We start from the raw sequence: 26,915 nt of genomic DNA, 5'->3' as shown, positions 1-26,915 counted from the left end.
TGGGGCGAAGATTTAGGCGGATATTATAACTTTTCCTCGCTTCTTACATTGGCCACGGCAGATTCCGAAGTTTTGTGTCCCGGATCAGACGGTGAATCTGACAGGCGTTCGAGCTGGTAGCCGAACCCGTACAACGTGGTCAAACGCCAGCCGTGCTCGGGCCCGAGCTGCAATTTGCTGCGGAGCCGCGACGCGTGCGTATCGAGCGTGCGCGACCGAACGTCGCGGTTCAAATTCCACACGGTTTCGAGAATGCGCGCGCGGGAAACGGGGCGCGATGCATTCGTGAATAACAGCAGCGCGAACCGGAATTCCTTGGGCGTGAGCGTGGCGGTCTGACCCCGGAACGACACCTCGTAGCGCGCGGAGTCGAACAGGTAGTCGCCGAAGCCGTGGCGCGCGCGATTGCGCGGGCGGCGCACGCCGGCGCGGCGCAGCAGGGCGTCGATACGGGCGAGCATTTCCGGGCCGCGCACGGGCTTGGCGATGCAGTCGTCGGCGCCGGCTTGCAGGCTCGTGACGATCTCGCTTTCATGCGGCGACACCATGAGCACGATGGCGGGCAGGCCCGGCAGACATTTGCGGACTTTGGGGATGAGTTCGTCGGCGCCCGACTCGCCGCACCACCACGCGGCGATCAGGAGATCGAAGGTTTCGTCGTCGAGCGTTTCGAAGAGCGCTTCGCCATGCGTGAAATGCTGGCATGCATGGCCGCCTGCAATGAGCAGACGGACGACGGTTTCTGCCTGACGGGCATCCGGTTCGACAAGAGCGATTCGCATAGGGGGCGTGCGGCTGCGGCGGGTCGGACGCGCGCTTGCCTTGCACCATCCCGACCCCTACACTCAACCGCTACGCGGGAAGCGCCAAGCCGACCGTTTTTTCCATTGAAAATAGGACGTAACTGAGCCTCAAATGCTATCTCCCGCCTTTCGACGGTCCTATCGGACTTTTCTGAAAATCTATAGGACGCGTCGCTGATGGGCTGGCCCGGCGTCATCTTTCTCGGACTCGTCGTAGGCTGTGCGGGGTGGTGGCTGCATCCCATGCGGCGGGCCGCGCGCGGCGGTCTCGTGGTGGCGCTCGCAGCCGGCGTGCTGGGCGCGGTGCTCGCGAAGGTCGCGGGGCGCGTCACGGGCGGCTTCTACGACGGCGAACTGCTCGAATGGCCGCTGTGCACGGCGCTCGCGCTCGTGTTCGTGATGGCGGCCGTCGCGCTGCGCGCTCGCCGCCCGGCGCGGACCTAGACGCCGGCCGCGCCGGCGCATCATCCGCATCAATCGAATCAGTCGCACGATGGCAACGACGGCATCGCTCATGTCCCCGCATCCGATCTCTCTAGCAGGTGAAACCTCATGAACGCCCGACTCCCCGAAACGTCCACGATTCCCGAACGCATCGCCGCGCTGCGCGCCGCCATGGCGCACGCCGGCGTGGACGCGGCCCTCGTGCCGTCCGCCGACCCGCATCTCTCCGAATATCTGCCGCGCCGCTGGCAGGGCCGCGAATGGCTCTCGGGCTTCACGGGCTCGGTGGGCACGCTGGTCGTGACGAAGGATTTCGCGGGCGTGTGGGTCGATAGCCGCTACTGGGTGCAGGCCGAGAACCAGCTCGCGGGCACCGGCATCCAGCTCATGAAGATGACGGGCGGCCAGCAGACCGCGCCGCATATCGACTGGCTCGCGCAGCATGTGCCCGCGGGCGGCGCCGTGGCCGTGGACGGCGCGGTGCTCGGCGTGGCCTCGGCGCGCGCGCTCGCGAACGCGTTGACCGCGCGCGGCGTGGCGCTGCGCACCGACCTCGATCTGCTCGACGACGTCTGGCAGGGCCGCCCCTCGCTGCCGCTCGAACCTGTTTACGAGCACGTCGCGCCGCACGCGGACGCGAGCCGCGCCAGCAAGCTCGCGCAACTGCGCGAAACCATGGCGACCCACGGCGCGCAGTGGCATTTCGTGTCCACGCTCGACGACCTCGCGTGGCTCTTCAACCTGCGCGGCGCCGACGTCAACTACAACCCCGTGTTCGTCGCGCACGCGCTGATCGGCCCGGACGACGCCACGCTGTTCGTCGCCGACGGCAAGGTGAGCGCCGCCCTCGCGCAGTCGCTCGCGAACGACGGCGTGCGCGTCGCGCCCTACGCGCGGGCCGCCGAGGCGCTCGCCGCGCTGCCGGAGCAGGCCGCGCTGCTGGTCGACCCGCGCCGCGTGACGTTCGGCTTGCTGCAGGCCGTCTCGAAGGCGGTGAAGCTGGTCGAATCGATCAATCCGAGCACGTTCTTCAAGTCGCGCAAAACGGCCGCCGAAGCCGAACACGTGCGCGCGACCATGGAGCAGGACGGCGCGGCGCTCGCCGAATTCTTCGCGTGGTTCGAAGGCGCGCTCGGGCGCGAAACCCTCACCGAACTCACCATCGACGAAAAACTGAGCGCCGCGCGCGCGCGCCGCCCCGGCTTCAAGTCGCTCTCGTTCGCGACCATCGCGGGCTTCAACGCGAACGGCGCGATGCCGCATTACCGCGCCATGCCCGAGTCGCACAGCCTGATCGAAGGCAATGGTTTGCTGCTGATCGACTCGGGCGGCCAGTACGTGAGCGGCACGACCGACATCACGCGCGTGGTGCCCGTGGGCACGCCCAGCGCCGAACAGAAGCGCGACTTCACGCTCGTGCTCAAGGGCATGATGGCGCTCTCGCGCGCGCAGTTTCCGCGCGGCGTGCGTTCACCGATGCTCGACGCCATCGCGCGCGCGCCTATCTGGGAAGCGGGCGTCGACTACGGTCACGGCACGGGCCACGGCGTGGGCTACTTCCTGAACGTGCACGAAGGGCCGCAGGTGATCTCGCACTACGCGCCCGCCGAGCCGTGGACGGCCATGGAGCCGGGCATGATCACGTCGATCGAGCCGGGCATCTACCGGCCGGGCCAGTGGGGCGTGCGCATCGAGAATCTCGTCATGAACCAGAGCGCGCAAACCACCGGATTCGGCGAATTCCTCCAGTTCGAAACGCTCACGCTGTGCCCGATCGACACGCGCTGCATCGACCTTGCGTTGCTGCGCGCGGACGAACGCGAGTGGCTCAACGCGTATCACCAGACGGTGCGCGTGCGCGTGGCCCCGCACGTGAGCGGCGCGGCGCTGGCGTGGCTCGAGGCCCGCACGCAGCCGATCTGAGGTTCATCACCCACGTCGATCAAAACGTCGATCGACGTCGATCAAAACGAGGAGCAGGACGCGCATGGCGATCAAGGCAGTGGTGTTCGATTTCGGCAACGTGCTGGTGGACTGGAGCCCCGAGTACCTCTATCGCAAGCTGATTCCCGACGACGACGAACGCCGCTGGTTTTTCGCGAACGTCTGCACGATGGACTGGGTGATCCGCCAGGACGGCGGCGAGCCGATCGCCGAGGGCACGCAACGGCTCGTGGCGGAATTCCCCGCGCACGAGGCGCTGATCCGCGCGTTCTACGACCGTTGGCACGAGATGGTGCCGGGCCTGCTCGAAGGCGGCGTGGCGACGTTCGAGCGGCTCGAGGCGGCGGGCGTGCCGCTGTTCGGGCTCACGAACTGGTCGGCGGAGACGTTTCCGTGGGCGTGGGAGCGCTTCGGCATTCTGCGCCGCTGCCGCGACGTGGTGGTGTCCGGGCGCGTGCGACTCGTGAAGCCCGACGCGGCGATCTATCACGAGATGTTCCGCCGTATCGAGGCGCAACTGCCCGGCGTGCAGCCCGGGGAACTCGCCTTCATCGACGATAACCCGCGCAATGTTGCCGCGGCCGCCGCGCTCGGCTGGCACGCCGTGCATCACACGAACAACGCCCAGACCGACGCGCGCCTGCGCGAACTCGGGCTGCCGGTCTAGCGCGCGGTCTTCACCGCTTTCCTCATTTCAACGCGTTACGGCGAAGCCGGCGCCGCGGGCTGTCCGAGCAGACCGCGCAGCGCGTCGGCGAGGCCCTTCGCGGTTTGTCCGGCGCCTTTCGCCACGCCTTCCGCGCTCACCCCGAGCGCCTGCGCGAAGCCCGCGCGCAACTCTGTCAACAGATTCTCGTTGAGCTTGAACTTCGGGTCGTGCAGATTGCCGTCGAGCACGAAGTGCAGCGTGATGTTGCCTTTGTGCGATTTGAGCGCGGCAACGGCGGCACGCGTGGGGATCGAGAGAAATGAGTCGAGCGGATCGTCGCTTTCGGCCAGTTGCAGGTCGTGCAGCGTGATCGTGCCCGGCGCGTGAATGTGATAGCTGCGCACGCTCGCGGTGAGATCGAGATCGACCGTGCCGCCCGTGACGTTGGCCTTCGCGCCGGCCTTTTTCAGCAGATACGGATCGACGGTGCGCACGTCCACGCCACGCAGCACGGTGTGCGTTTGCGAGTCCTTGCTCGCGATGCGGATCCAGCCGTCGAAGCTCACGTGGCCCGTATGCGCCGGACCGCTCACGTCGCCCGCGACCGAGACGCGCGTGGGTTCGTCGAGCGCGGGCAGATGCACGTTGTCGACGCTCGCCTGCGCGTGAGTCACCGTCACGCGCCACGGCGGATTGCTCACCGTGCGGTCGTAGAAGTCGAACGCGCCGTTCTCGAAACCGATATGGTCGATGACCTTCTCGCCCGGCACGCCGCTGTCACTCGCGGCGCCCGGGCTCGAGGCCGGGTTGGCGGCTTTCTGCATCTCGTCGCGCAGGTTCGGCAGGATCTGGATCGAGCCGTCGGCGCGGCGCAGCACCGTCATCGTGAAATCGCGCACGACGAGTTCGCGAATATGCACGCGATGCGCGAGCAGCGCGCGCAGGTCCGGCACGATGGTCAGGCGCCCGGCGTGCAGCGTGTCGGCGGTTGGCCAGTCGCGCGGCGGCTTCAGGCTCAGATCGGTGAGTTCGACGGAAGACAGGTTCCAGGCCACATGGATGGACGACGCCGTGCCGATGGGCGCGAGCGTGCGTTCGATGGCGGCTTTGGCCTCGCGCTGGAGCACGTAGAGCGTGCCGAGCGCGGCCAGCACGATGAGGGCGACGACGATCGCCGCGATGAGCAGAACCCGGTTTCGGATCGACGTGGCCATGCGCTGAGTCCCGCAAAAGGGAGAGTGAGACCGAGGTGAAAGAGCCCGAAGCGTACCGCATTCGAGCAACCGGCATGCCGGGCGTGCGCGTATGAAATGCGCGTATGAAAAAACGGCGGCCGCTCGCGAGAGGGGCCGCCGTTCGCTGCGCGCCGTGCAAGTCATGCAAGCGGCGCGGAGGTTTGCTTACCGGCTGATCGGCTTGTAGCGCAGACGCTTCGGACGCGCGGCTTCTTCGCCGAGGCGCTTGATCTTGTCGGCTTCGTATTCCTGATAGTTGCCGTCGAAGAACGTCACTTGCGAATCGCCTTCGAACGCGAGGATGTGCGTGGCGATACGGTCGAGGAACCAGCGATCGTGCGAGATCACCATGACCGAACCCGCGAATTCGAGCAGCGCGTCTTCGAGCGCGCGCAGCGTTTCCACGTCGAGGTCGTTCGACGGTTCGTCCAGCAGCAGGACGTTGCCGCCGGAAATGAGCGTCTTGGCCAGATGCAGACGGCCGCGCTCACCACCCGACAGATTGCCGACGATCTTCTGCTGGTCGCCGCCCTTGAAGTTGAAGCGGCCGATATACGCGCGCGACGGCGTTTCGTACTTGCCCACCGTCAGCACGTCGGCGCCGCCCGAGATTTCCTCGAACACGGTTTTCTCCGAAGCGAGCGCGTCGCGGCTCTGATCGACGTAAGCGAGCTTGACCGTCGGGCCTTGCACGATTTCGCCCGAATCCGGCTGTTCCTTGCCCGTGAGCATGCGGAACAGCGTGGACTTGCCGGCGCCGTTCGGGCCGATGATGCCGACGATCGCGCCCGCCGGAATCTTGAAGCTGAGATCGTCGATGAGCAGACGGTCGCCGTACGACTTGCTGACGTTCTTGAACTCGATGACTTCGTTGCCCAGACGCTCGCCCGCCGGAATGAAGATTTCCTGCGTTTCGTTGCGCTTCTGGTAGTCGGAGCTGGACAGTTCCTCGAAGCGGGCGATACGCGCCTTCGACTTGGCCTGACGGCCCTTCGGGTTCTGGCGCACCCACTCCAGTTCCTTCTTGATCGCCTTCTGGCGCGCCGATTCCGACGCTTCTTCCTGCTTCAGGCGCGCTTCCTTCTGGTCGAGCCAGCTGGAGTAGTTGCCCTTCCAGGGAATGCCGTGGCCGCGGTCGAGTTCGAGAATCCACTCGGCGGCGTTGTCCAGGAAGTAGCGGTCGTGGGTCACGGCGACCACGGTGCCCGGGAAGCGCGTGAGGAACTGTTCGAGCCACTCGACCGATTCGGCGTCGAGGTGGTTGGTCGGTTCGTCGAGCAGCAGCATGTCGGGCTTTTCGAGCAGCAGCTTGCACAGCGCCACGCGGCGCTTTTCGCCGCCCGAGAGGTTGCCGATCTTCGCGTCCCAGGCGGGCAGGCGCAGGGCGTCGGCGGCGATGTCGATCTGCTGTTCGGCGCTGCCGTCGGTGGTGGCGAGGATCGCTTCGTACTTCGCCTGCTCGGCCGCGAGCGCGTCGAAGTCGGCGTCGGGTTCGGCGTAGGCCGCGTAGATCTCGTCGAGCTTCTTCTGCGCGTTGAACACGTCGCCGAGACCTTCCTCGACCGCTTCGCGCACGGTCTTTTCGGGATCGAGCTGCGGCTCCTGCGGCAGATAGCCGATGTTCAGGTTGGGCATCGGCGTGGCTTCGCCTTCGATGTCCTTGTCGACGCCGGCCATGATCTTGATGAGCGTGGACTTGCCCGAGCCGTTCAGGCCGAGCAGGCCGATCTTCGCGCCGGGAAAGAACGACAGCGAGATGTCTTTCAGGATCTGGCGCTTGGGCGGCACGATCTTGCCGACCCGGTTCATGGTGAAGACGTATTGGGCCATGAGAGTGTCTTTGGAGTCTGAAAAAGCGGGAGCAAAAGGGGCGGTATTCAGCCTGGAAACGCGGCGATGGCGTCCAGCGATGCTGGGGATGCCGCGTCGAAACTGCAAATGCGGGACTGCGCAAACCGCTATTGTACGGGGCGCGGGCGGCGGGGGGATCGCGTCTGTCTATCGGCGCCTTGTCCTGTGCCGCGCCGGGGTCGCGTCAGAGCCACTGCGCGACGCCGCCGTGGCGCGAGCAGGTGCCGCTGTGATGGCGGCTGAAGCTGTAGGTGCCGTCGCGGCATTGCGCGCTCGCGCCTTCTGGCACGCGGCCCGAGCGCGTGTGCGCGGGCGAGTGGACGGCCTGGCCGTCGCGATTCACGTAGCCGTGGTGATTGTCGAGGTCGGATTCGTCCGGCGTGGTGTAGGTGCTGGCCGGGGGCTGGTAGGCGAAAGCGGATGCCGGTGCGATCAGGCAGAGCGCAAGCAGCGCCGCACCCATAGAACGTGCGGTGCGTGAACGTGCAGAAGGTGCAGAACGTGCAGAAGGTCCCGTCATTGTTGTTATCTCTCGTGTCGTTGTTTTCATGCTGCCGGTTCGCCGCAGCCCGCAGTCCGGAGGCGGCAGACGTAAAAAAGCCCGCTCGGAAGCGGGCTTTCATGATGCCTCAGGTGCGGCTTAGACGTTGAACAGGAAGTTCATCACGTCGCCGTCGTGCACGACGTATTCCTTGCCTTCGGCGCGCATCTTGCCCGCTTCCTTCGCGCCGGTTTCGCCCTTGTACTGCACATAGTCGTCGAACGCGATGGTCTGCGCGCGGATGAAGCCGCGCTCGAAGTCCGTGTGGATCGCGCCGGCCGCCTGCGGGGCCGTATCGCCCACGTGGATCGTCCACGCGCGCACTTCCTTCACGCCCGCCGTGAAGTACGTTTGCAGGCCGAGCAGCTTGAAGCCCGCACGGATCACGCGGTCGAGGCCCGGCTCTTGCATGCCCATGTCGGCGAGGAAGGCGACCTTGTCTTCGTCGTCGAGGTCGGCGATCTCGGCTTCGATCGCGGCGCACACGGCCACGACCGGCGCGCCTTCGGCTTCGGCGTGCTTGCGCACGGCGTCGAGGTACGGGTTGTTCTCGAAGCCGTCGTCCTTCACGTTCGCGACGTACATCGTCTTTTTCGCCGTGATCAGGCAGAACGGCTTGAGGAGCGCCTGCTCGTCTTCGTTCAGGTCGAGCGCGCGCACGGGCTTGGCCTGGTCGAGTTGCGCGCGCACTTTTTCCATCACGGCGACGAGCTTCGCGGCTTCCTTGTCGTTACCCGACTTGGCCGCCTTCGTGTAACGCGACAGCGCCTTTTCGACGGTGCTGAGGTCGGCCAGCGCGAGTTCGGTGTTGATGACTTCGATGTCGGCGAGCGGATCGACCTTGCCCGCGACGTGAATCACGTTCTCGTCTTCGAAGCAGCGCACGACGTGCGTGATGGCGTCGGTTTCGCGGATGTTGGCGAGGAACTGGTTGCCGAGACCTTCGCCCTTGCTCGCGCCCGCGACCAGACCCGCGATGTCGACGAACTCGACCACGGCCGGCACGATGCGCTCGGGCTTGACGATCTCGGAGAGCGCCTTCAGACGCGGATCCGGCACTTCCACGACGCCGACGTTCGGCTCGATCGTGCAGAACGGATAGTTTTCAGCCGCGATGCCGGCTTTGGTCAGCGCGTTGAAGAGGGTGGACTTGCCGACGTTGGGCAGGCCGACGATGCCGCATTTGAGGCTCATGAAATTCTCTGCATGTCAGGGTGGCGACGTGAAGCTGGCCGCGCGCGAGGCGTCGGGAACCGGTGGCCTCGCCATCTTCGAACAAAGCGCGGGGCGGCGCTGGCAACACGTAGGGGGCGCGATGCGCGTCACGGCGCCGGGCGCCGCGCGAATCGCGAAAACCGCAATTGTAACCTCGTCGGCCGGTCGGCTCGACGGCGGGTTCGACGACCTTTTGCGGGAAGGGTTCCGTGGCGGGTCCGGCGGCGCGCCGGGCAGGCGCGGCAAGGCCGCCGCGGCCGGCTGCGCCCGCTTGCCGCAGCGCGGCGCCGGCTGCGCGGATCCGGCCCGTCCGGCCGTGCCCGCGCACCCCCCGCGGCTATAATGCGCGCATGAATGCAACCCACCAGACCTTTGATGTCGCCGTGATCGGCGGCGGGCTCGTCGGCAAGTCGGCGGCGCTCGCGCTGACCCAGGGCGGCCTGCGCGTCGCGTTGCTCGCGCAGCCCTGCGCGCCGCTGCCCGCCGGCGCCGTATTCGATGCGCGCGTCTACGCGTTCTCGCGCAGCTCCCAGGCGCTGTTCGAGCGGCTGCGGGTCTGGCAGGCCGTCGATGCCGCGCGGCTCACGCCCGTCTACGACATGCGCGTGTTCGGCGACGCCGCGGCCGAGCTGCATTTTTCCGCGTATCAGGCTTCGGTGGCGCAACTCGCGTGGATCGCCGAATCGTCGCTGGTCGAGCGCTCGCTCGACGCCGCGCTCAAGTTCCAGCCCAACCTCACGTGGCTCGACACGCGCGCCCAAACGCTCGACGTGAACGCTGACGCGGCCGTCATCGGTCTCGCCAACGGCCGCGTGATCCAGGCCGATCTGGCCGTGGGCGCGGACGGCGCGCATTCGTGGGTGCGCGCGCAGATCGGCTCGCAGGTGGTGCGGCGCGATTACCGCCAAACCGGCGTGGTGGCGAATTTCCGCGCGCAGCGGCCGCACGGCGAAACCGCGTACCAGTGGTTCCGCGAGGGCGAGATCATTGCCTTGCTGCCGCTGCCCGATCAGCACGTGTCGCTGGTATGGTCGGCCGAAGCGCAGCATGCCGAAGCGTTGCTGAAACTCGCGCCCGAGCAACTCGCGGCCGAAGTCGAGCGCGCGACCCAGGGGCAGCACGGCGCGCTCGAATGCGTGACGGCGGCGCAGGGCTTTCCGCTCGCGCTGCAAACCGTCGACCGGCTCGTGGCGCCGCGCGTGGCGCTGGTCGGCGACGCCGCGCATCTGATTCACCCGCTTGCCGGTCAGGGCGTGAACCTCGGTCTGCGCGACGTGGCGGCGCTCGTCGACGTGATCACGCAGAAGGAAGCGTTCCGCGATCTCGGCGACATGGTGCTGCTGCGCCGCTACGAACGCGGCCGCCGCGAGGACATCCAGAAGCTCGTCGTGGCCACGGACGGGTTGCAGCGCGTATTCGCGTTCCCCGGCATGCTCGCGCGCGCGGTGCGCAACACCGGCATGGCGCTGGTCGGCGGGCAGCCGCTGCTCAAACGCTGGCTGGTGGCATCGGCGCTCGGCTGAGCGGGGGCCGCGCGGTATCGGCAGGAAAGGGCGCTCAGGTTCCCAGCGCGGCGCCGCGCGAGCGCCGTTCTGCGGCGCGATGGAAGCCCGAAGGGCACTGGAAGCGCCACGCAGCTTAGAATGTACGTATTCGCCCCGCGAACTTTTACCGCCGACCTCGCGCCCTCCGTTTGTCGGGCGCGCGCGGGCCGGGCGGTTCTCGCGGAACTCTGCGCGCCGCCATCATGCGGCGCCCGAATCAGGAATGCATCCCATGCAAACGCGTACGCACTTCACCACGCGCCTCGCCGCGCTCGTCGTGGCGGTGGCCGCCTCGGCGCTCGGCTGCTCGGCCCAGGCCGACCAGACCACCGACAAGATCAAGTCCGCGCTGGTGTCGCGCCTCGGCATCGACGCCGGCGATATCAAGGGCATCACCAAGACGCCCATGGCCGGCCTCTACGAGGTGAACATCGGCACCCAGCTGCTCTATAGCGACGCCAACGGCGACTACGTGTTCAACGGCGACCTCATCGACGCCAAAAACCATCGCAACCTCACCCAGGCGCGCATGGACGAGCTGAACAAGGTCGACTTCGCGAGCCTGCCGCTCGCGAACGCCGTGAAGGTCGTGAAGGGCAACGGCAGCCGCAAGATGGTCGTGTTCTCCGACCCGAACTGCCCGTACTGCCATCAGCTCGAAAGCACGCTCAAGTCGATCGACAACGTGACGGTCTACACCTTCCTCTATCCGGTGCTCTCGCCGGACTCCACCGCGAAGGCCAAGCAGATCTGGTGTTCGACCGACCGCGCGAAGGCGTGGGAATCGTGGATGCTGGACCGCAAGGCGCCCACGGCCGCGGGCACCTGCGACACGGCCGCCATCGACAGCAATCTCGCGCTCGGCCAGAAGATGAACGTGAACGGCACGCCCACCGTGATCCTCGCCGACGGCACGCGCCTGCCGGGCGCGGTCAGCGGCGACCGGCTCGAAAAAGCGCTGAGCAGCGCGCACTGAGCCTCGCCCGAGTTCGCCGGCCGCTGTTGCGGCCGGTGTTATTTTGAGCGGCGCGTTTGCCGTTCGCCTGGCTGTTCGCGTGACCGTTTGTGTGGCCGTTTGCGGCGATGCAGATTCGCCAGCCGTCACGTGCAACGCACCGCGTCATGGTGTGTGATCGGCGCGAAAGCAGGCCCATTCACGCCGATCCAACCAATGTGCACCGCGCGCCGTCGCCTTCACGCGCCACCCGCCGTGAGTTTGCGTGACGTTTGACGCGCCGACCGACTCCCTCACCCTTGCCGCCGATGAAGCCGATCCGATACACCATCGTCCCGAAGAATCCCGCCGCGCATCTGTTCGAAGTGACGCTCACCGTCGACGATCCGTCGCCCGAAGGCCAGTGCTTCATGTTGCCCGTGTGGATTCCGGGCAGCTACATGGTGCGCGAGTTCGCGCGCAACATCGTCACGCTGCGCGCGTTCAACGACGCGGGCCGCAAGGTGCGCGTGACGAAAACCGACAAGCATTCGTGGCAGGCCGCGCCCGTGAAAGGCGCGCTCACGCTGCGCTACGAGATCTACGCGTGGGATCTTTCGGTGCGCGCCGCGCATCTCGACGACACCACGGGGTTCTTCAACGGCACGAGCGTATTTCTCGCGGTGCCCGGTCATGAAGACGCGCAACACGTGGTCGACATCCAGCGGCCGGACGGCCACGCCTACCGCCACTGGCGCGTGGGCACGGCGCTCGCCGAGGCGCGCGGCACCAAGCGCTACGGCTTCGGCGAATACGCGGCCGCGAGCTACGACGAGCTGATCGATCATCCGGTCACGCTCGGCGACTTCACGCTCGCGAGCTTCAAGGCGCACGGCGTGCCGCACGACATCGTGATCGCGGGCCGCGTGGTCGGGCTCGACATGGAACGCCTTGCCGCCGACCTCAAGAAGATCTGCGAGGCGCAGATCGCGCTGTTCGAGCCGCGCACCAAGCGCGCGCCCATGGAGCGCTACGTGTTCATGACGCAGGCCGTGAGCGACGGTTACGGCGGCCTCGAGCATCGCGCGTCCACGGCGCTCATCTGCAATCGCACCGATCTGCCGGTGAAGGGCAAGCCCGAAACCACGGACGGCTATCGCACCTATCTCGGCCTGTGCAGCCACGAGTACTTCCATACGTGGAACGTGAAGCGCATCAAGCCCGCCGCGTTCGCGCCTTACGACCTCGCGCGCGAGGACTACACCTCGCTGCTGTGGCTGTTCGAGGGCTTCACGTCGTATTACGACGATCTGGTGCTCGTGCGCAGCGGTCTGATTTCCGCCGACGACTACTTCGGCCTGCTCGGCAAGACCATCGGCGGCGTGCTGCGCGGCGCGGGGCGCCTGAAGCAGAGCGTGGCCGAAAGCTCGTTCGACGCATGGGTGAAGTACTACCGCCAGGACGAAAACGCGGCCAACGCCATCGTCAGCTATTACACGAAGGGCTCGCTGGTCGCGCTCGCGTTCGATCTGTCGATTCGCGCGCAAACCAGCGGCCGCAAGTCGCTCGACGACGTGATGCGCCTTTTGTGGCAGCGCTACGGCCGCGACTTCTATCGCGGCAAACCGGTGGGCGTGGGCGAGGACGACGTCGAAGCGCTGATCGCCGAGGCCACCGGCGTCGAACTCGGCGCGCTGTTCGCCGACGCCGTGCGCGGGACGCGCGACTTGCCGCTCGCGGCGCTGTTCGAGCCGTTCGGCGTCACGCTCGAAGGCGAACCGGAGCGCGGCGCGAAACCGTCGCTGGGCGCGCGCTTGCGCGGCGGCGCGGAAGCCACGCTGGCGGTCGTCTACGAAGGCGGCGCGGCGCAGAAGGCGGGGCTCTCGGCCGGCGACGCGCTGGTCGCCATCGACGGTCTGCGCGTGACCGGCGCGAATGTCGATGCGCTGCTCTCGCGCTACCAGCCGGGCGCGAAGGTCGAAGTCCACGCGTTCCGCCGCGACGAACTGCGCGTCGCGCGCCTGACGCTCGACGCCCCCGACATCGCGCGTTACAAACTCGTGGCCGCCGCGGAAAAACGCACCGAGGGCCGCGCCAGCCCGCGCTCGCCCGCGCGCGCGATGCGCGAGCGCTGGCTGGCGGCGTGAGCGACAGCGGCGCATGCGCGGCATAAAAACGGCCTAAGTGCGACGCACCGGCGCGAAAAGTACGGTTTCGGCGCAAAAAACGCGCGAATCCACACAAAACGGCGCGGGCCGACGATCACTTCGTCGGGCCCGCGCCGTTTTTCATGCCCGCGATTGTTCTACCGTTGCAACAATCCGTCATCGGCGGGGGCCTTTTTCGGGGCGCAACAAAAAAACACAATGCCCTCACTCGCGCAAAACCTTGCGCCACTGAGACCCGAAGGAGCCACCATGACCACGATCCTGCAAATCAATTCCGCCGCCCGTTCGCAAGGCGCCCAGTCGACGCTGCTCGTCAACGAATTGACGGAGCGTCTGCAACAATCGAATCCGGGCGCGCAAGTCGTCACGCGCAACCTGCAAGCCGACCCGCTGCCGCACCTCGACGACGCCGTGCTGGGCGCGTTCTTCACGCCGGCCGAGCAGCGCACGCCGGAGCAGCAAGCCATCGCCGCGCGCAGCGAAGCGCTGATCGCCGAACTGCAAGCCGCCGACATCGTCGTGATCGGCGCACCGCTCTACAACTTCGGCATCTCGTCGCAGCTCAAGACGTACTTCGACTGGATCGCGCGCGCCGGCATCACCTTCCGCTACGGCGCGAACGGCCCCGAAGGCCTCGTGACGGGCAAGAAGGTGTTCGTGGTCTCGGCACGCGGCGGCAAGTATCAAGGCACGCCGCACGACAGCCAGACGCCGTACCTCAAGTCGTTCCTCGGCTTCCTCGGCATGACGGACGTGAACTTCATCTACGCCGAAGGCCTCAACATGGGCCCGGACGCAGCCAGCGCCGCACTCGCGAGCGCCCGCGAAGCGATCGCCGTGGCGTAAGTTTTTCGCCGATTTCCGGTCGATGTCGGGTCGATACCTCGACCGATAGCGGTGGTTTGATGCGCCGCCAAAGCAAAACGCCACGAAAGCGATTTCGTGGCGTTTTTGTTTGGGCGCGCGTGGATCGCACGAGCGCGAGCGCGAAGCGAATGCGGCGATGCGGCGATGCGGCGACGCCGGTCAGGCGAGCACGACGCCTTCTTCGGGCAGGCGCCAGTCGATCGGCGCGCGGTCGTGCGCCTTCAGATAGTCGTTCGCCTGCGCGAAATGTCCGCAGCCGAGAAAGCCGCGATGCGCGGAGAGCGGCGACGGATGCGGCGCCTCCAGCACGCAATGCGCGCCCGAGAGGAGCGCGCGCTTGTTCTGCGCATGCGCGCCCCACAGCATGAACACGAGATGCTCGTGGCGCGCGGCGAGTTCGCGGATCAGCGTGTCGGTGCAGCGTTCCCAACCGCGTTTCGCGTGGCTCGCGGCGTTGGCGCGCTCGACCGTCAGCACCGTGTTGAGCAGCAGCACGCCCTGACGCGCCCACGCGTCGAGGCAGCCGTGCGCGGGCGCCGCAATGCCGAGACTTGCCGCGATCTCCTTGAAGATGTTGCGCAGCGAGGGCGGCGGACGCACCGCGGGCGGCACCGAAAACGCGAGACCGTGCGCTTGCGGCATGCCGCGATCTTCGCCGTGATACGGGTCCTGGCCGAGAATCACCACCTTGACGTCGTCGGGCGAGGTGAGGCGCAGCGCGCGGAACACATCGGCGGGATACACCGTTTTGCCAGCCGCGCGTGCTTCGTCGACGAAACGGCACAGCGGCGCGTAGGCGTCGCTCGCGATGAACGGCGCGAGCAGGTCGCGCCAGGCGGCGGGCAGCGCGTCGAACTGGGCTTCGAGGCGTTCGGCGGGCGCGGCTTTTTCGGCCGATGAAGCGGCCGACGAAGCAGCAGACGAAGCGGCGGGCGAGGTTTTCGGCATAGCGTGAGCGGATTCGCTGGCGATGTCCTGCACGAACGCAGGCGCGTGGGCAGGCGAGGCGGGCACGGGATAATCGCCCGCGTCGAACAGCGAAAAAATCGTGATCTGGCGCGGATCGACTTCCGGCGCATCCGGCGCGTCGAGCGTGGCCTGCGCGGTGTCGGCGGCAAGCTCGTCCTCGAACAGCGACGCCTGCACCGGCATGCGGGCGCGCGGGGATTTCGTGATGGTCATGGGCGGCAAGTGTCGCAGCAAACGCCTGGCGATTCAATCCACGGCGGGCGTTTCAGGCGTTGCCGGGTGTGTGTTGCAACTAACAGCGGTTTTCCGCGCGAGGCGGCGCGTGGTTAGCGGCGCGCGACCCGCGACGAGCGGCGCACACCGCACACCGCGGCGATGCCATACCGCAGGCGTCATCGCCCACCGCCGCGCCGTCATCCGCATGACCGTCGCTCAAACCCCGCTCAACCCTCGCGCAACCGATAGCCGCGTTGCGCCTTGCTCACGTCGTCGGGCGCGAGTCCGGGCAGCGCCTGCGCGAGTTCCGCCGCGAGCGTGTGCAGCGCGGTTTCGTCGCCGTCCTTCAGTTCGAGTTCGATTTCGCAGATCGGCGTGCGACGCGTTTTGTCATCCACGTCGGCCACGACTTCGCCCCGATCGATCGCCGCCTCGACCTGGGCGCCCGCCACGTCGAGCGTCCACAGCGTGCGCGTGAAATCGGTGCGAAACAGCGGAATCAGGTTGCTGGCCGCGCCCGCAAGCGCCGTCGATACCCCGGCTTCGTCGCACTCTCGCAGCAGCGCGTCGATCTCCAGCGCCTCGCCCGCCACCGGCATTTCCCACTCGTGCCGCTCGTGCAAGCCGTTTTTCGCCGCGCCCACGCTCTTGAACGTCTGCAGCCAGCCGTCCGGCGTGCGGCGCAGCCGCAACGCGCTTTTGGCGCGCGCGAGCGCGAGCGCCGGCGTGTCGAAGTAAATGTTCTCCAGATGCACGGCGCGGCCCGGCGTGCCGGCGCGCGTTTCCAGCCAGCGCAGCGCCGCCTCCACCTGATCGCGCGGCAGCGCGAGCTTGATTTCGCGTTCGATTGCCATGGCGCGGCTCAGAAGAACATGCGGGCGAGTTCCGCGCCCGGCTGTTCGGCGCGCATGAACGCCTCGCCCACGAGGAACGTGTGCACGGCCAGCGCGCGCATCTTCTCGACGTCGTCGCGCGAGAGAATGCCCGATTCCGTCACGACGATACGGTCTTCCGGCACCTCGTCGAGCATGCCGATGGTGGTTTGCAGCGTCGTTTCGAAGGTGCGCAGATTGCGGTTATTGATGCCGATGAGCGGCGTCTTGAGCGTGAGCGCGTGCTTCAGCTCTTCGCGGTCGTGCACTTCCACGAGCACCGCGAGGCCGAGCGAATGCGCGAGCGCTTCGAGGTCGCGCATGTGGCCCGGCTCGAGCGCGGCGGCAATCAGCAGGATCGCGTCGGCGCCCATCGCGCGCGCTTCCACCACCTGATACGGATCGACGATGAAGTCCTTGCGGATCACGGGCAGGCTGCACGCGGCGCGCGCGGCTTCCAGATACGCGGCGCTGCCCTGGAAGAACTGCACGTCGGTGAGCACGGAAAGGCAGGCCGCGCCGCCTTCGGCGTACGAACGCGCGATCCCGGCCGGTTCGAAGTGCTCGCGCAGCACGCCCTTCGACGGGCTGGCCTTCTTGACTTCGGCGATCACGGCCGCCTGGCCGTTGGCGTGCTTCGCGCGAATCGCGCCGACGAAGTCGCGCAGATCGCGCGTGGCCGCTTGCAGGCGCAGTTCTTCGAGCGGCGCGCTTTGCAGCGCCACGCGCACTTCTTCGCGCTTCACGGCAATGATTTTTTCGAGGATGTCGCTCATGGTGTGTGCTTAAAACGGTGATCGATCAGCGTGCGCGGTGAGTCTCAAGCGCGCTTGAATTGCTGCGTGAAGCGTACCAGTTCGTCGACCTTGGCGCGTGCGCGGCCGCTGGCGAGCGTATCGCGCGCAAGGGCAATGCCTTCCGCGATCGAGTTCGCCACGTTGGCCGAGTAGAGCGCCGTACCCGCGTTGAGCGCGACGATCTCGCGCGCCGTGCCGGCTTCGTTCGAGAGCGCGCCGAGCAGCATCGCTTTCGACTCTTCGGCGTTCTCGACCTTGAGCGAGCGGTTCGAGACCATCTGCATGCCGAAGTCTTCGGGGTGAATCTCGTACTCGCGAATCTCGCCGTCCTTGAGTTCGCCGACAAGCGTGGCCGCGCCGAGCGAGACCTCGTCCATGCCGTCCTTGCCGTACACCACGCACACGTGCTTCGCGCCCAGACGCTGCATCACGCGCACCTGAATGCCGACGAGGTCGGGGTGGAACACGCCCATCAGCTGATTGGGCGCGCCGGCCGGATTCGTGAGCGGGCCGAGAATATTGAAGATGGTGCGCACGCCCAGTTCGCGGCGCACGGCCGCGATGTTCTTCATCGCCGGATGATGGTTGGGCGCGAACATGAAGCCCATGCCGGTTTCGGCGATCGACGCGGCCACCTGTTCCGGCTGCAGGTCGATGTTCACACCGAGCGCCTCGAGTACGTCCGCGCTGCCCGACTTGCTGGACACGCCGCGATTGCCGTGCTTGGCGACCTTCGCGCCCGCCGCCGCGACCACGAACATCGACGCGGTGGAGATGTTGAACGTATGCGAACCGTCGCCGCCGGTGCCGACGATGTCGATGAAATTCGAGTTGTCCTTCACGTCGACGTGATTGGCGAACTCGCGCATCACGGTCGCGGCCGCCGCGATCTCGCCGATGGTTTCCTTCTTCACGCGCAGGCCCGTGATGATGGCCGCCGACATCACCGGCGAGAGTTCGCCGCGCATGATCATGCGCATGAGATGCAGCATCTCGTCGTGGAAGATTTCGCGGTGCTCGATCGTGCGTTGCAGCGCTTCTTGCGGGGTAATCATGATCGTGGCTCCGGGTTACGCGCGTTGGGTCTGCTTCAGGAAGTTCTCGAACAGCGCGTGGCCGTGCTCCGAGAGAATCGATTCCGGATGGAACTGCACGCCTTCCACGTCGAGCGTCTTGTGGCGCACGCCCATGATTTCGCCGTCTTCGGTCCACGCCGAGACTTCGAGGCAGTCGGGCAGCGACTCGCGCTCGATCGCGAGCGAGTGATAGCGCGTGACGTTGAAGTGCTTCGGCAAGTCGGCGAATACGCCTTTGCAGTCGGTTTCGATCGAACTGACCTTGCCGTGCATGATGGTTTTCGCGCGCACGACACGGCCGCCGAACGCCTCGCCGATGGCCTGATGGCCGAGGCACACGCCGAGAATGGGCGTCTTGCCCGCGAATTCGCGCAGCACGTCGAGCGTGATGCCCGCGTGTTGCGGGTTGCTCGGTCCCGGCGAAAGGCAGATGCGCGCGGGGTTGAGCTGCTTGATCTCGTCGAGCGTGATTTCGTCGTTGCGATACGTGCGGACGTCTTCGCCGAGTTCGCCGAAGTACTGGACGATGTTGTAGGTAAACGAATCGTAGTTGTCGATCATGAGCAACATGGTCTTGTCTCCGCTCAGAAGTCGCTGTCGAGGCCGTCCTGCACCTGCTCGGCGGCGCGCAGCACGGCGCGCGCCTTGTTTTCCGTCTCTTGCCATTCGGACTCGGGCACCGAATCGGCCACCACGCCGGCCGCGGCCTGCACGTAGAGATTGCCGTTGTGAATCAGGCCCGTGCGGATCGCGATCGCCAGATCCATCTCGCCGTTGAACGAGAGGTAGCCCACCGCGCCGCCGTAGAGGCCGCGCTTCACCGGTTCGAGTTCGTCGATGAGTTCCATCGCGCGCACCTTCGGCGCCCCCGAAAGCGTGCCGGCCGGGAAGGTCGCGCGCAGCACGTCGAAATTGTTCACGCCGGGCTTGAGCTTGCCTTCCACCGAACTCACGATGTGCTGCACGTGCGAGTACTTCTCGATCACCATCTTGTCGGTCACGGCCACCGAGCCGATTTCGGCGATACGGCCCACGTCGTTGCGCGCGAGGTCGATCAGCATGACGTGCTCGGCGATCTCCTTCGGGTCGTTGAGCAGTTCCGTGGCGAGTTCGGCGTCGCGCTCGGGCGTGTTGCCGCGCGGCCGTGTACCCGCGAGCGGCCGGATCGTGACGATGCGATCCTCGCCGCGCTTTTCCTGGCGCACCAGAATTTCCGGCGAAGCGCCCACCACGTGGAATTCGCCGAAGTTGTAGTAGTACATGTACGGCGAAGGATTCAGCGAACGCAGCGCGCGATACAGCGAGAGCGGATTGTCGCGATACGGCTTGGTGAGGCGCTGGCCGACCTGTACCTGCATCAGCTCGCCCGCGGCGATGTATTCCTTCGCACGGCGTACGGCCGCGAGGTAATCGTCCTTCTTGAACTCGCGGAAGGTCTCGGTGCGCACGCTCGCGCTCGTCACCGGCGGCTGCACGGTGGTGCGCAGACGCTGCTTGAGTTCGCGCAGACGGTGCTTCGCCTTCGTGTACGCCTCGGGCGTTTGCGGATCGGCGTAGACGATCAGGTAGAGCTTGCCCGCGAGATTGTCGATGACCGCGACTTCCTCGGTCAGCAGCAACTGGATGTCGGGCAGGCCGAGATCGTCGGTGGGGCAGGTCGCGGCGAGCTTTTTCTCGATGTAGCGCACCGCGTCGTAACCGAAGTAGCCCGCGAGACCGCCGCAGAAACGTGGCAGGCCGGGACGCTGCGCGACCTTGAAGCGCGCCTGGAATTTCGCGATGAATTCGAGCGGGTCGCCGTGGTCGGTTTCGATCACCTGGCCGTCGCGCACGACTTCCGACACGCCATTGCTCGCGCGGATCAGCGAACGCGCGGGCAGGCCGATGAACGAGTAGCGGCCGAACCGCTCACCGCCCACCACGGACTCCAGCAGGAACGAGTTCGCGCCGCCACGCTCGGGCTGCGCGAGCTTGAGGTAGAGCGAAAGCGGCGTTTCGAGATCGGCGAGCGCTTCGGCGATCAGCGGGATGCGGTTGTAGCCCTCGTTGGCGAGAGACTGAAATTCGAGTTCGGTCATGTTCCGATCCTGTGCGTGCTGCCGGTCGCGACGTCGGGTGCGGCCCGCCGCTTGTGCGGGCGCGGTGCCAGGCGCGATGGCGACTGTTTTTCGAGTGCTAGGGTGGCTTGAACGCTGGCGCTCGCTCGTGCGGCCGGGCGGCGCGGTGAAGCGCTGGGCCAGGCCGGCGTGCGGAATCTCGACGGAAGATTCTGGCGTAGCCGTTCGCGCCTGGTGTGTTCGGTCGCACGCGACGATAAGCGGGCGACGAAACAACGCACAGGATGGGCGACAGCCAGCGGCCAGAGCAGCCGACGATTTACCGCAACAGTTTAGAGTCGAGACACGCGCGAGTGCGCAGCGAAGTAAAAAACGGTGCTGAAGACAGACTTCAGCGAACCTCGAGTGAGGTTAGCGCGACCAGCGACGCCAGGGCCAGGCTCCCCGGTCGATGCTAATCAGACTCCGTTTTTTATTCAGAAACATGAGGATGATGACGTTCAGTTGAGAACTTAGGTCAGAGTGTTGTGCGCTGCGACAACCTTGGCGGCTTCGAGCAGCGTGGCAACTATACCATCGGATTGAATTTGCTGTACAGGTTGGCCGTGGTTGTAGCCGTAAGGCACCGTCAGCGTGGCCATGCCGGCCGCGCGGCCCGCGAGCGCGTCGTTTTCCGAGTCGCCGATCGCCACCGCCGCCTGCGGTGCAACACCCAGCCGTTCGCACGCCGTGAGCATCGGCAGCGGATCGGGCTTTTTCTTCGCCAGGCTGTCGCCGCCCAGCACGACTTCGAAATATTTCGCGAAGCCGTACTGCGCGAGCAGCTCGACGGCGAAGCGGTGCGGCTTGTTGGTCACGCAGGCGAGCTTCACGCCCGCGTCGCGCAACGCGGCGAGGCCCGCTTCCACGTCGGGGTACAGATGCGTGTGACGGCCGTTGATCTTCGCGTACTCGTCCTGGTAGAGCGCGAGCGCCTCGTCGAAGCGCGCCTGGGCGTCGGCCGCGGCAAAGCGCGGCGCGAGCACGCTCTTGATGAGATGCTCCGAGCCCTTGCCCACGTAGCCCATCACCTCTTCGCGCGTGGTTTCTTCGGCGTCGAATTGCGCGAGCATGCCGTTCAGGCCCGCGGCGAAGTCGCCGGCGGTATCGACCATGGTGCCGTCGAGGTCGATCAGCGCCGCTTCGATGCGCGGCGCCTTGAGCTGGATGGCGTCGCTCATCGTGCGTTCTGCGCGTCGTTGCGCGCGTGCGTCACGGTCGCGAGCTGCGCGCGCATCTGGTCGATCACCGCCTTGTAGTCGGGCTTGCCGAACACGGCCGAACCGGCGACGAAGGTGTCCGCGCCCGCCGCGGCGATTTCGGCGATGTTGTCGATCTTCACGCCGCCGTCCACTTCGAGATGGATCTCGCGGCCCGTGCGTTCGTTATAGGCGTCGATGCGCGCGCGCGCTTCGCGCAGCTTGTTGAGCGCCTCGGGGATGAACGACTGGCCGCCGAAGCCCGGATTCACCGACATGATGAGCACGAGATCGAGCTTGTCCATCACGTGGTCGAGGTAGCTCAGCGAGGTGGCGGGATTGAACACGAGACCGGCCTTGCAGCCGTGATCGCGGATCAGCGAAAGCGTGCGGTCGATATGGTCGGAGCCTTCCGGGTGAAAGCTGATGACGTTGGCGCCGGCCTTCGCGAAGTCGGGCACGATGCGGTCGACCGGGCGCACCATCAGATGCACGTCGATGGGCACGTTCACGTGCGGGCGGATCGCCTCGCACACGAGCGGGCCGATCGTGAGGTTCGGCACGTAATGGTTGTCCATCACGTCGAAGTGAATCCAGTCGGCGCCGGCTTCGACGACGTTGCGGACTTCCTCGCCAAGACGCGAGAAGTCGGCGGAGAGAATGCTGGGAGCGATGCGGAATTGCGTCATGGCGGCGAGCGGAAACTGTCGGAAAAACCGTATTTTACCGTCAGCCGGGCGAGGCGCCGGGTTGCGGGTGCTGCCCGCATGACGCAGAATGCGGAACCATGTGCCGCGCATTGCGGCGCGCCCGCGAGCCTTGCCGCGCGGGACTTCGAAGTCAAACGAACCGCCAACCGAACCGGCGCATGCGCCCGGAGGATTGGACCGATCTGGAACGAGGATGAGCCAGTACGAATTCAGCGTGACGTCGCAGGTGCGCTACCTGCCCGAAGAATCGGACCCGGAGCACCGTAAATATGCGTTCGCCTACACGCTGACCATTCGCAACACCGGTCAGGTCGCCGCGCAGCTGATCGCGCGCCACTGGATCATCACCGACAGCGAAGAACACGTTCAGGAAGTGAAAGGTTTGGGCGTGGTCGGCCATCAGCCGCTGCTCAAGCCGGGCGAACAATTCGAATACACGAGCTGGGCCGTGATCGCCACGCCAGTGGGCACGATGCGCGGCGCGTATTTTTGCGTGGCCGAAGATGCCGAGCGCTTCGAGGCGCCGGTTGCCGAGTTCGTGCTGCGCATGCCGCGCACGCTGCACTGAGCGCGCGCCCGGTGCCCGCGGCCGGGCGTGGGGGGAACGCTTGCGCGATTTTCGGGTCTGCTAGTCCTGACGCCGCTCGTCGTGGCGGGCTCGCTCTCGCTGCTTCCTGCCCGACGCGGTCCACACAACGATGAAAATCAACAGGAACAGCGCAAGGAGCGCCTCCAGCGCAAACATGAGCATCGGGTATTCGTCGAGCAGATCTGACATGGCGGCATCCATCGAGAGTCGTCATTGTAGGCGCGAAATCGCGCCGGAACCGGCGGCAATGCCGGGTATTACGGGGGCGCATACGGGCGCGCGCGCCAGCGCGCGGCGCATTGGCGGATGGCTGGGCGCCGTCGCGCTCGCGGCGCTGCTGGCCGCGTGCGGCGGCCCGAGTTACGTGCGCACCACGCCGCCCAAGGGCGCGCCCGCGTTGCCTTCGCAACTCGCGGCGCAACGCCTGACGCCGGTCGCGTGGCAACAGGTGCCGGGCTGGCAGGACGACTCGCTGATCGGCGCGACGGCCGCGTTGCGCGCGAACTGCACGCGGCTCGCGCGCGAACCGCGCTGGCAGCGCGCCTGCGCGGCGGCCTCGCAGATCGACGATCTGGACGCCGCGGGCGCGCGCACCTTCTTCGAGACGTATTTCACGCCCTATCAGTTCGCCAACACCGACGGCACGCTCGACGGTCTCGTGACCGGCTACTACGAGCCGCTGCTGCGCGGTTCGCGCACGCGTCACGGCATCTACCAGACGGCGCTGTACCACTGGCCGGCCGGCTATCGCGCGGGCGGCCCGCTGCCGGCGCGCGCGCAGCTCGAACGTTCGGGCGTGCTGAGCGGCAACGAACTCGTCTGGGTCGACGATCCGATCGAAGCGTTCTTCCTGCAGGTGCAAGGCTCGGGCCGCATCGTGATGGAAGACGGCAGCGTGATGCGTCTCGGCTTTGGCGGCACCAACAATCAGCCGTACAAGTCGATCGGGCGCTGGCTGCTCGATCGTGGCGAGCTCACGCCCGCGCAGGCGACCATGCAGGGCATCAAGGCGTGGGCGCGCGCGAATCCGACGCGCGTCGACGCGCTGCTCGACACCAATCCGCGCTTCGTGTTCTTCCGCGAAATGCCTTCCACGGAAAGCGCGGCGCAAGGCGGCGCCGACGGTCCGATCGGCGCGCTCGGCGTACCGCTCACGCCGGAGCGCTCGATCGCCGTCGACCCTTCCTCGATTCCGCTCGGCACGCCCGTGTTTCTCCAGACCACGCGCCCGCTCACCAACACGCCGCTCAACCGGCTCGTGTTCGCGCAGGACACGGGCTCGGCGATCAAGGGTGGCGTGCGCGCCGACTACTTCTGGGGACTCGGCGACGACGCTGGCGATCTCGCCGGCAAGATGAAGCAGGGCGGCCGGATGTGGCTGCTGTTCCCGAACTCGTGATTCGTCGAGGTTTGTCCCGATTCGTTTAGCGACGACGTAAAAAAGCCGGCGGAAGCCGGCTTTTTTATTGGTGCGAGTTCAACGGCCGCGCGTTTGGGCGAGGCCTGACTGCGGCGCTCACTTCGGCCGCTTGTCGATCACGCGCCGTGCCTTGCCCACCGAACGCTCGATGCCGTTCACGTCGAGCACCTTGATGTGCGCCGTCACGCCGATCAGCGCCTTGATGTCGTAAGCGAGCGCCTTGCTGGCGGCGTCGAGCGCGCCGTAGTCGGGCGCGCTTTCCGGGCACGGCTCGCAATTGAGCGTCATGACGTCGAGCGGACCTTCCTTCGTCAGCACGATCTGATAATGCGGCGCGAGCGCGGGTTGCTTGAGCAGCAGTTCTTCGATCTGCGTGGGGAAGACGTTCACGCCGCGGATGATCAGCATGTCGTCCGAGCGGCCGGTGATCTTTTCCATGCGGCGCATCGTGCGCGCGCTGCCGGGCAACAGGCGCGTGAGATCGCGCGTGCGATAGCGGACGATGGGCAGCGCTTCCTTCGTGAGCGAGGTGAAGACCAGTTCGCCGAATTCGCCGTCGGGCAGCACTTCGCCGGTTTCCGGGTCGATGATCTCGGGATAGAAGTGATCTTCCCAGATCGTCGGGCCGTCTTTGGTTTCGGCGCATTCCGAGGCCACGCCCGGACCCATGACTTCCGAAAGCCCGTAGATGTCGACGGCCGTGATGCCCATGCGCTGCTCGATGGCCGTGCGCATGTCGTTGGTCCACGGCTCCGCGCCGAAGATGCCGATGCGCAGCGACGACGAAGCCGGGTCCATGCCCTGGCGCTCCATTTCGTCGGCGATGGCGAGCATGTAGCTCGGCGTGACCATGATGATGTCGGGACGGAAATCCTGGATCAGCTGGACCTGTTTTTCGGTCTGGCCGCCGCCGAACGGAATGACCGTGAGACCCGCGCGCTCCGCGCCGTAGTGCGCGCCGAGGCCACCCGTGAAAAGACCATAGCCGTAGCTGATGTGCACCTTGTCGCCGCGCCGCGCGCCCGCCGCGCGCACCGAACGCGCAACCAGGTTCGCCCACGTGTCGATGTCGCGCGCGGTGTAGCCGACCACGGTGGGCTTGCCGGTCGTGCCCGACGAGGCGTGAATGCGCGAGATCTGATCCTGCGGCACCGCGAACATGCCGAACGGATAGCTGTCGCGCAGATCCTTTTTCGTGGTGAACGGGAAGCGCGCGAGATCGGCGAGCGTTTCGAGCTGCGACGGGTGCACGCCCGCTTCGTCGAACTTGCGGCGATACACGGGCGAATTCTCGTAGGCGTGCGTCAACGACCATTTGAGGCGCTGGAGTTGCAGCGCCGCAAGCTCGTCGCGGCTCGCCGTTTCGATGGGATCGAGCGGCAGCGTGGTGGTCATGGGTGTCTCCTGAATCGTAAGGACTTTAGTCGTGGCGCGTGGCAAGTGCAGGGGCAACCCGGTTCACGTTGCGGCGGGAATGACGTTGCCGCGGATCTGCGCGGACTTACCTCGGAACATTGCGACGGTTTCGCCCGCGCGGTTCGTGACGCGAATGTCGTAGACCCCGTTGCGGCCCGACAGGACCTGCTCGATGGCTTCCGCGGTCAGCACTTCGTCGCGCAAAACCGGGCGCAGGAATTCGATCGAGCAGCCGGCCGCGACGGTATTGATGTTGTACGAGTTGCACGCGAAGGCGAACGCCGAATCCGCGAGCGAAAAGATCATGCCGCCGTGGCAGGTCTGGTGGCCGTTGAGAAACTCGGGCCGCACGGCCATGCGCAGGCGCGCGTAACCGGCGCGCACTTCGAGCAGTTCCATGCCGAGCGCGCGCGTGCAGCCGTCGTTTTCGTACATGGTTTGCGCGGCCGCGCGCGCGAGTTCGTCGGGCGACAGATCGGCCTGCGCGGGCGGGTTGTGGGTGGCTTGTGTCGACATGTCAGCGGCCCTCGAAGCGCGGCGCGCGTTTTTCGATGAACGCCTGCACGCCTTCCGCGTAATCGTGCGAGGCGCCCAGTTCGCGTTGCAGGTCGCGCTCGAGATCGAGCTGCTGGTCGAGCGTGTTCGATGCCGATGCGCGCAGCGCTTCACGCGTGGCGACGATCGCGCGCGTGGGCTGCTGCGCGAGGCGCGCGGCGAAGGCGGCCGCGGTGTGCGCGAGTTCGGTGTCTTCGGTGACTTGCCAGACGAGCCCCCAGCTTTCAGCTTTCTCCGCGCTGAGTTTGTCGCCGGTGAGCGCGAGACCGAGCGCGCGCTGCATGCCGACCCGCTTGGGCAGGAACCACGTGCCGCCGGAGTCTGGCACGAGACCGATCTTCACGAACGCCTGGATGAAGCTCGCCGAGCGCGCGGCGAGCACAAGATCGCAGGCAAAGGCGAGATTCGCGCCCGCGCCCGCCGCCGTGCCGTTGACGGCCGCGATCACGGGCATGGGCAGCGCTTGCAAGCGTTTGATGAGCGGATTGAAATGTTCCTCGATGAGCGCGCCGAGATCGCTCATCGCGCCCGGCGTGAAGTCGAGATCGGCGAGATCCTGGCCCGCGCAAAATCCGCGGCCCGCGCCGGTCAGCACGAGCGCGCGCGCTTGCGCGGCAGTGACTTCGTCGAGCGCGGCGGCCAGCTCGCGATGCATCGCGCGGGTGAAGCTGTTGAGCTTGTCCGGGCGGTTCAGCGTGATGGTGGCCACGCGCGTGGCGGTGTCGATTTCGACGCGGATCGCATCGTAGGGCATCGTTGTCTCCGTTATCTCCGTTCGTGTCTCGTTCCCGGCGTGGCCTTAAGG

The 26,915-nt window shown here is 66.5% G+C and carries 26 protein-coding genes; 10 read left to right on the top strand and 16 right to left on the bottom strand.

The genetic code is table 11. The features are described from left to right. Positions 1 to 23 precede the first annotated feature (23 nt). Positions 24 to 782, bottom strand: coding sequence for a response regulator transcription factor (locus FAZ98_RS12360; protein WP_158951481.1), 759 nt, complete (start codon positions 780 to 782; stop codon positions 24 to 26). A gap of 198 nt (positions 783 to 980) precedes the next feature. On the opposite strand from FAZ98_RS12360, the gene FAZ98_RS12355 reads away from it, so the two are divergent. The 3 genes from FAZ98_RS12355 (at position 981) to FAZ98_RS12345 (ending at position 3,858) form a co-directional block, all read left to right on the top strand. Further along, entirely contained in the window at positions 981 to 1,247 is a 267-nt protein-coding gene (locus FAZ98_RS12355; protein ID WP_158951480.1) for a hypothetical protein, read from the top strand. A gap of 108 nt (positions 1,248 to 1,355) precedes the next feature. After that, the gene (locus FAZ98_RS12350) at positions 1,356 to 3,170 is read left to right on the top strand and encodes an aminopeptidase P family protein (RefSeq protein ID WP_158951479.1); all 1,815 of its coding nucleotides are present in this window, start codon (positions 1,356 to 1,358) and stop codon (positions 3,168 to 3,170) included. 64 nt (positions 3,171 to 3,234) lie between these two features. Next, entirely contained in the window at positions 3,235 to 3,858 is a 624-nt protein-coding gene (locus tag FAZ98_RS12345; RefSeq protein ID WP_158951478.1) for an HAD family hydrolase, read from the top strand. 35 nt (positions 3,859 to 3,893) lie between these two features. Here the strand turns inward: FAZ98_RS12345 and FAZ98_RS12340 are convergent, their stop codons facing one another. The 4 genes from FAZ98_RS12340 to ychF all read right to left on the bottom strand — a co-directional run bounded on the left by FAZ98_RS12340 (position 3,894) and on the right by ychF (position 8,661). Next, a complete protein-coding gene (locus FAZ98_RS12340) occupies positions 3,894 to 5,054 on the bottom strand; it encodes a DUF748 domain-containing protein (RefSeq protein WP_158951477.1) in 1,161 nt (386 codons plus the stop codon). A 186-nt stretch (positions 5,055 to 5,240) separates the two neighbouring features. After that, entirely contained in the window at positions 5,241 to 6,905 is a 1,665-nt protein-coding gene (gene ettA, locus FAZ98_RS12335; RefSeq protein WP_158951476.1) for an energy-dependent translational throttle protein EttA, read from the bottom strand. 205 nt (positions 6,906 to 7,110) lie between these two features. After that, on the bottom strand, positions 7,111 to 7,389 hold the full coding sequence (locus tag FAZ98_RS12330; RefSeq protein WP_233272612.1) for a DUF3761 domain-containing protein: 279 nt from the start codon (positions 7,387 to 7,389) through the stop codon (positions 7,111 to 7,113). A 177-nt stretch (positions 7,390 to 7,566) separates the two neighbouring features. Further along, positions 7,567 to 8,661 (bottom strand): redox-regulated ATPase YchF, encoded by a 1,095-nt coding sequence (gene ychF, locus FAZ98_RS12325; RefSeq protein WP_158951474.1) that lies wholly within the window; start codon positions 8,659 to 8,661, stop codon positions 7,567 to 7,569. Between ychF and FAZ98_RS12320 the strand changes: the two genes are divergently transcribed. From FAZ98_RS12320 to FAZ98_RS12300, 5 genes are all read left to right on the top strand, one after another. Beyond that, positions 8,660 to 9,025 carry a hypothetical protein gene (locus FAZ98_RS12320; protein WP_158951473.1) on the top strand — a complete coding sequence of 122 codons (366 nt, stop codon included), beginning with the start codon at positions 8,660 to 8,662 and terminating at the stop codon, positions 9,023 to 9,025. The genes ychF and FAZ98_RS12320 overlap by 2 nt on opposite strands. A gap of 7 nt (positions 9,026 to 9,032) precedes the next feature. Next, a complete protein-coding gene (locus FAZ98_RS12315; RefSeq protein ID WP_158951472.1) occupies positions 9,033 to 10,205 on the top strand; it encodes a UbiH/UbiF family hydroxylase in 1,173 nt (390 codons plus the stop codon). Positions 10,206 to 10,458: 253 nt separating this feature from the next. Beyond that, the gene (locus tag FAZ98_RS12310) at positions 10,459 to 11,202 is read left to right on the top strand and encodes a DsbC family protein (RefSeq protein ID WP_158951471.1); all 744 of its coding nucleotides are present in this window, start codon (positions 10,459 to 10,461) and stop codon (positions 11,200 to 11,202) included. A 287-nt stretch (positions 11,203 to 11,489) separates the two neighbouring features. Further along, positions 11,490 to 13,307 carry a M61 family metallopeptidase gene (locus FAZ98_RS12305; protein WP_158951470.1) on the top strand — a complete coding sequence of 606 codons (1,818 nt, stop codon included), beginning with the start codon at positions 11,490 to 11,492 and terminating at the stop codon, positions 13,305 to 13,307. A gap of 270 nt (positions 13,308 to 13,577) precedes the next feature. Further along, positions 13,578 to 14,174 (top strand): FMN-dependent NADH-azoreductase, encoded by a 597-nt coding sequence (locus FAZ98_RS12300; RefSeq protein ID WP_158951469.1) that lies wholly within the window; start codon positions 13,578 to 13,580, stop codon positions 14,172 to 14,174. A 180-nt stretch (positions 14,175 to 14,354) separates the two neighbouring features. Here FAZ98_RS12300 and FAZ98_RS12295 read toward each other — a convergent pair whose 3' ends face one another. From FAZ98_RS12295 to rpe, 8 genes are all read right to left on the bottom strand, one after another. After that, complete coding sequence (locus FAZ98_RS12295) at positions 14,355 to 15,371, bottom strand: uracil-DNA glycosylase (protein ID WP_407672063.1); 1,017 nt, start codon at positions 15,369 to 15,371, stop codon at positions 14,355 to 14,357. A gap of 236 nt (positions 15,372 to 15,607) precedes the next feature. Next, positions 15,608 to 16,234, bottom strand: coding sequence for a CYTH domain-containing protein (locus FAZ98_RS12290; RefSeq protein ID WP_158951468.1), 627 nt, complete (start codon positions 16,232 to 16,234; stop codon positions 15,608 to 15,610). Between the two features lie 8 nt (positions 16,235 to 16,242). Then, positions 16,243 to 17,028 (bottom strand): indole-3-glycerol phosphate synthase TrpC, encoded by a 786-nt coding sequence (gene trpC / locus FAZ98_RS12285; protein ID WP_158951467.1) that lies wholly within the window; start codon positions 17,026 to 17,028, stop codon positions 16,243 to 16,245. 44 nt (positions 17,029 to 17,072) lie between these two features. After that, the gene (gene trpD / locus FAZ98_RS12280; RefSeq protein WP_158951973.1) at positions 17,073 to 18,107 is read right to left on the bottom strand and encodes an anthranilate phosphoribosyltransferase; all 1,035 of its coding nucleotides are present in this window, start codon (positions 18,105 to 18,107) and stop codon (positions 17,073 to 17,075) included. A gap of 12 nt (positions 18,108 to 18,119) precedes the next feature. Further along, positions 18,120 to 18,695 carry an aminodeoxychorismate/anthranilate synthase component II gene (locus tag FAZ98_RS12275; RefSeq protein ID WP_158951466.1) on the bottom strand — a complete coding sequence of 192 codons (576 nt, stop codon included), beginning with the start codon at positions 18,693 to 18,695 and terminating at the stop codon, positions 18,120 to 18,122. 14 nt (positions 18,696 to 18,709) lie between these two features. After that, the gene (trpE, locus tag FAZ98_RS12270; protein WP_158951465.1) at positions 18,710 to 20,203 is read right to left on the bottom strand and encodes an anthranilate synthase component I; all 1,494 of its coding nucleotides are present in this window, start codon (positions 20,201 to 20,203) and stop codon (positions 18,710 to 18,712) included. 491 nt (positions 20,204 to 20,694) lie between these two features. Further along, positions 20,695 to 21,402 (bottom strand): phosphoglycolate phosphatase, encoded by a 708-nt coding sequence (locus FAZ98_RS12265; RefSeq protein WP_158951464.1) that lies wholly within the window; start codon positions 21,400 to 21,402, stop codon positions 20,695 to 20,697. Next, positions 21,399 to 22,109, bottom strand: coding sequence for a ribulose-phosphate 3-epimerase (rpe, locus tag FAZ98_RS12260; protein ID WP_158951463.1), 711 nt, complete (start codon positions 22,107 to 22,109; stop codon positions 21,399 to 21,401). Before rpe ends, FAZ98_RS12265 begins: the two co-directional genes overlap by 4 nt. Positions 22,110 to 22,323: 214 nt before the next feature. On the opposite strand from rpe, the gene apaG reads away from it, so the two are divergent. After that, entirely contained in the window at positions 22,324 to 22,698 is a 375-nt protein-coding gene (gene apaG, locus FAZ98_RS12255) for a Co2+/Mg2+ efflux protein ApaG (protein WP_158951462.1), read from the top strand. A gap of 130 nt (positions 22,699 to 22,828) precedes the next feature. After that, positions 22,829 to 24,118 (top strand): murein transglycosylase A, encoded by a 1,290-nt coding sequence (gene mltA / locus FAZ98_RS12250; RefSeq protein ID WP_158951461.1) that lies wholly within the window; start codon positions 22,829 to 22,831, stop codon positions 24,116 to 24,118. Positions 24,119 to 24,235: 117 nt separating this feature from the next. Here the strand turns inward: mltA and paaK are convergent, their stop codons facing one another. The 3 genes from paaK to paaG all read right to left on the bottom strand — a co-directional run bounded on the left by paaK (position 24,236) and on the right by paaG (position 26,864). Further along, positions 24,236 to 25,534 carry a phenylacetate--CoA ligase PaaK gene (paaK, locus tag FAZ98_RS12245; RefSeq protein WP_158951460.1) on the bottom strand — a complete coding sequence of 433 codons (1,299 nt, stop codon included), beginning with the start codon at positions 25,532 to 25,534 and terminating at the stop codon, positions 24,236 to 24,238. Positions 25,535 to 25,597: 63 nt separating this feature from the next. Further along, positions 25,598 to 26,071: a hydroxyphenylacetyl-CoA thioesterase PaaI gene (gene paaI, locus FAZ98_RS12240; protein WP_158951459.1), complete on the bottom strand. Its 474-nt coding sequence runs from the start codon at positions 26,069 to 26,071 to the stop codon at positions 25,598 to 25,600. Between the two features lies 1 nt (position 26,072). Next, entirely contained in the window at positions 26,073 to 26,864 is a 792-nt protein-coding gene (gene paaG, locus FAZ98_RS12235) for a 2-(1,2-epoxy-1,2-dihydrophenyl)acetyl-CoA isomerase PaaG (RefSeq protein WP_158951458.1), read from the bottom strand. Positions 26,865 to 26,915: the final 51 nt, after the last annotated feature.

Source organism: Paraburkholderia acidisoli (assembly GCF_009789675.1).
In the GTDB taxonomy this organism is placed as follows: domain Bacteria; phylum Pseudomonadota; class Gammaproteobacteria; order Burkholderiales; family Burkholderiaceae; genus Paraburkholderia; species Paraburkholderia acidisoli.
Note: the sequence above shows the minus strand (reverse complement) of the source record. Positions and strands in the feature narration are given on the sequence as shown.

What these genes read in the sequence shown, in the direction of transcription:
- FAZ98_RS12360 (WP_158951481.1), bottom strand. Translation starts at nt 782, where the DNA reads ATGCGAATCGCTCTTGTCGAACCGGATGCCCGTCAGGCAGAAACCGTC.
- FAZ98_RS12355 (WP_158951480.1), top strand. Translation starts at nt 981, where the DNA reads ATGGGCTGGCCCGGCGTCATCTTTCTCGGACTCGTCGTAGGCTGTGCG.
- FAZ98_RS12350 (WP_158951479.1), top strand. Translation starts at nt 1,356, where the DNA reads ATGAACGCCCGACTCCCCGAAACGTCCACGATTCCCGAACGCATCGCC.
- FAZ98_RS12345 (WP_158951478.1), top strand. Translation starts at nt 3,235, where the DNA reads ATGGCGATCAAGGCAGTGGTGTTCGATTTCGGCAACGTGCTGGTGGAC.
- FAZ98_RS12340 (WP_158951477.1), bottom strand. Translation starts at nt 5,054, where the DNA reads ATGGCCACGTCGATCCGAAACCGGGTTCTGCTCATCGCGGCGATCGTC.
- ettA (WP_158951476.1), bottom strand. Translation starts at nt 6,905, where the DNA reads ATGGCCCAATACGTCTTCACCATGAACCGGGTCGGCAAGATCGTGCCG.
- FAZ98_RS12330 (WP_233272612.1), bottom strand. Translation starts at nt 7,389, where the DNA reads ATGGGTGCGGCGCTGCTTGCGCTCTGCCTGATCGCACCGGCATCCGCT.
- FAZ98_RS12320 (WP_158951473.1), top strand. Translation starts at nt 8,660, where the DNA reads ATGAAATTCTCTGCATGTCAGGGTGGCGACGTGAAGCTGGCCGCGCGC.
- ychF (WP_158951474.1), bottom strand. Translation starts at nt 8,661, where the DNA reads ATGAGCCTCAAATGCGGCATCGTCGGCCTGCCCAACGTCGGCAAGTCC.
- FAZ98_RS12315 (WP_158951472.1), top strand. Translation starts at nt 9,033, where the DNA reads ATGAATGCAACCCACCAGACCTTTGATGTCGCCGTGATCGGCGGCGGG.
- FAZ98_RS12310 (WP_158951471.1), top strand. Translation starts at nt 10,459, where the DNA reads ATGCAAACGCGTACGCACTTCACCACGCGCCTCGCCGCGCTCGTCGTG.
- FAZ98_RS12305 (WP_158951470.1), top strand. Translation starts at nt 11,490, where the DNA reads ATGAAGCCGATCCGATACACCATCGTCCCGAAGAATCCCGCCGCGCAT.
- FAZ98_RS12300 (WP_158951469.1), top strand. Translation starts at nt 13,578, where the DNA reads ATGACCACGATCCTGCAAATCAATTCCGCCGCCCGTTCGCAAGGCGCC.
- FAZ98_RS12290 (WP_158951468.1), bottom strand. Translation starts at nt 16,234, where the DNA reads ATGGCAATCGAACGCGAAATCAAGCTCGCGCTGCCGCGCGATCAGGTG.
- trpC (WP_158951467.1), bottom strand. Translation starts at nt 17,028, where the DNA reads ATGAGCGACATCCTCGAAAAAATCATTGCCGTGAAGCGCGAAGAAGTG.
- FAZ98_RS12275 (WP_158951466.1), bottom strand. Translation starts at nt 18,695, where the DNA reads ATGTTGCTCATGATCGACAACTACGATTCGTTTACCTACAACATCGTC.
- trpE (WP_158951465.1), bottom strand. Translation starts at nt 20,203, where the DNA reads ATGACCGAACTCGAATTTCAGTCTCTCGCCAACGAGGGCTACAACCGC.
- FAZ98_RS12265 (WP_158951464.1), bottom strand. Translation starts at nt 21,402, where the DNA reads ATGAGCGACGCCATCCAGCTCAAGGCGCCGCGCATCGAAGCGGCGCTG.
- rpe (WP_158951463.1), bottom strand. Translation starts at nt 22,109, where the DNA reads ATGACGCAATTCCGCATCGCTCCCAGCATTCTCTCCGCCGACTTCTCG.
- apaG (WP_158951462.1), top strand. Translation starts at nt 22,324, where the DNA reads ATGAGCCAGTACGAATTCAGCGTGACGTCGCAGGTGCGCTACCTGCCC.
- mltA (WP_158951461.1), top strand. Translation starts at nt 22,829, where the DNA reads ATGAAAATCAACAGGAACAGCGCAAGGAGCGCCTCCAGCGCAAACATG.
- paaK (WP_158951460.1), bottom strand. Translation starts at nt 25,534, where the DNA reads ATGACCACCACGCTGCCGCTCGATCCCATCGAAACGGCGAGCCGCGAC.
- paaI (WP_158951459.1), bottom strand. Translation starts at nt 26,071, where the DNA reads ATGTCGACACAAGCCACCCACAACCCGCCCGCGCAGGCCGATCTGTCG.
- paaG (WP_158951458.1), bottom strand. Translation starts at nt 26,864, where the DNA reads ATGCCCTACGATGCGATCCGCGTCGAAATCGACACCGCCACGCGCGTG.